Consider the following 2,576-nt stretch of genomic DNA (forward strand, 5'->3'; position numbering starts at 1 on the left):
GCAATTGGCCTGCCGCTCAATGACTTCATTGAAGAGCATCTTGGAAGCCCCTTTGTTATTGCTGCAACTCTTATTTTCTACGGCATCATCTTCATTGTGCTTGAGCTACATCGCGAGAAGGTCGCTGCAGCAGTAAAGGTTGAGGTGCCCCGAGGCAAGCACATGAGCCCAGATGCTGCAGCATCCCTTAAGGCCCCCTCTGCCGACAACCTGGCCCGCGTACAAGACATTGATAACCTGGACTGGAAGACCGCGCTTGGAATTGGCGTTTTCCAAGTACTTGCAATTGTTCCAGGTACTTCAAGATCTGGTGCAACCATCCTGGGCGGTTTAGCACTTGGTTGCTCGAGGGCAGTGGCTGCTGAGTTTACGTTCTTCCTGGCTATTCCTACTATGGCCGGCGCTTCTGCGTTGAGACTTGTACGCTACTTTATGAAAGGCAATACCTTTACCATTCCCGAGGCAGTTATTCTGGGTGTAGGTTGCCTGGTAGCCTTTATTGTTTCGCTGGTTATGGTTCGTGCGCTTATGGGTTATGTCCGCAAGCATGATTTCAAGCCTTTTGGTGTGTACCGTATTATTTTGGGTATTGCTGTTATTGCATACTTCCTGCTTGTTAAGTAGTTTTTGACTTACAAGCATTACTACCTATGCATTTACGCGCGGTGAGTTTCTCGCCGCGCTTTTTTATGCGCAAAACATATGGAAAAAGCGTGGAAAACCTATGAAAGATATATGTAATCTCTCTTGGCTCATTTACTAAGAATTGCCTTGTCCTCTATGCTCTTACGGCTGATTTTTGGTCGTAAGAGTAAGTAATTACTTGTAATAGTTTCAGGAGGATTTATGCGCCACATTAAGACGCTTCAGAGAATTGCGTGCACGCTTGCGCTTGCGCTTGTTGCAGTTCTTGCAGTTTCTGCACCAAAACTTGCGTTTGCAGACAGTATTGATACATCTACACCAGGTGTAAAGGTTTCTGTTTTCTCGGCTGACGGTAATGCCGATACATCCAGGGTCCTTACAGACAACCCTCAGCATTCTGGCCACCAGACCCCTGTTCCTGGTCAGTATGGCGAGATTGTCGTTCGCGTTGGTCAGACCATTAGAGACACCGGTGCGTATTCTCACTACACCACTACTCGCCCTGGTTTTGCACCTTTTGGCGTAACTACTACGCTGGTTACCGCCGCTCCTTATCCAGAGCTTCCAGCTACTGATAATGACTTTACCTATGCATTCTATGGAAACAGCAATACTGTTACCAATAATGGTGGTCAGTTCTATTTTCAGTTCACTGGCCGTCAAGTAACCCCTGCTAACCAGCCTGCTACCGTTTTCTTCCTTGTTACTATGCAGGGAGATTCCTCTGATCCAGCTAACGTTGGCGGTAACACCACTCACCTTATGTGGGTTGGCTATCACATCCACGTTATTCCTGCAGAGACCACCCCAACTCCCACACCTACGCCAACGCCATCTGCAGTAAACCAGCTTATTTATGACGCAAATGGCGGCACCATCTACGGCAACGCAACCTATACAGAGTCCAAGACTCCAAATAACCCTCGTACCTACGGCTTTGCTGAGTACAACATCATTGAGGATGTGCCAGTTCGCGATGGTTATAAGTTTGAGTTCTGGAAGCGTTCTTACGTTGATAACCACTTCCGCTACGTTGGTGCTTCTGCTGTTCCTGCAGATGCAAACAACAACCCAGCTGGCGATAAGCGCTATGTTTCTGAGACTACAGTCTTTAACATGAGAAGCCCTTATACCCTGACTGCTGTTTGGAACCAGGAGTATGAGCTCAGCTATGACGCAAACGGCGGTACTGGTGCTCCTGCAGCACAGAACGGTTACTTTGGTATTGATAGCAACACCGCTGATTCGCTCACTGATCCTAAGAACGAGACTGTTTCTGCAACCGTTCCAACTCGTGATGGCTACATCTTCAAGGGTTGGAAGCTTGATGGTACTACCTACCAGGCAGGAGATCAGGTAACCCTTACTACCACCACTCCTAAGGTTGTTCTTGTTGCAGAGTGGGAGCCAGAGCCAGTTGCTCCTGTTACCCCAGAAAACCCTGTAACTCCAGAGAATCCTGGTACTCCAAGCATCCCAGGCAACCCTAGCGGTCCTCTGACACCAAGCTTCCCAGGAGCTCCAAATCCTGCAGCTATCCCGTATTATGGAGGCTCTGTGCTTCCATACACTGGTGATGAGAATCACTCGCTTAGCGCTATTGTTATGGCATGTGTCGCAGGTGGCGTGATTGCACTGGCTGTTGTTGCTCGCGCAAAGAGCCGTCAGACAAACTCCATGAACTAAGGCAAGTGTTTGGGCTAGAAGATCTTCTCGCCATACGTGAGCATGGATTCGATAGACACGTTCTTGCAGATAAACCGGTCTTCTTTTGAGGGCCGGTTTTTTAATTGTGGAGTGGGAGCAAAGTGGCGCAATTAATGTCCGGTTATCGGGGTACACTTTTAGTCTAAGAATGATTGACACAAGGACGGCGTAATGCAGATTGATCTTGAAGGTTTAAATCCTGCCCAGCATCAGGCGGTTATGAC

Annotated in this window: 2 protein-coding genes; both read left to right on the forward strand. The window is 48.3% G+C overall.

Annotation, left to right across the window (positions count from 1 at the left end; translation table 11 throughout):
* On the forward strand, positions 1–624 hold a 624-nt coding region (locus tag RWJ43_RS06670; protein WP_314009157.1), incomplete at its 5' end, for an undecaprenyl-diphosphate phosphatase.
* Positions 625–846: 222 nt separating this feature from the next.
* Complete coding sequence (locus RWJ43_RS06675) at positions 847–2,331, forward strand: InlB B-repeat-containing protein (RefSeq protein WP_314009162.1); 1,485 nt, start codon at positions 847–849, stop codon at positions 2,329–2,331.
* Positions 2,332–2,576 lie beyond the last annotated feature (245 nt).

The organism is Lancefieldella parvula (assembly GCF_963530955.1).
Classification (GTDB): Bacteria; Actinomycetota; Coriobacteriia; order Coriobacteriales; family Atopobiaceae; genus Lancefieldella; species Lancefieldella parvula_A.

Coding starts and splice junctions, on each gene's coding strand:
- RWJ43_RS06675 (WP_314009162.1), top strand. CDS start 847: ATGCGCCACATTAAGACGCTTCAGAGAATTGCGTGCACGCTTGCGCTT.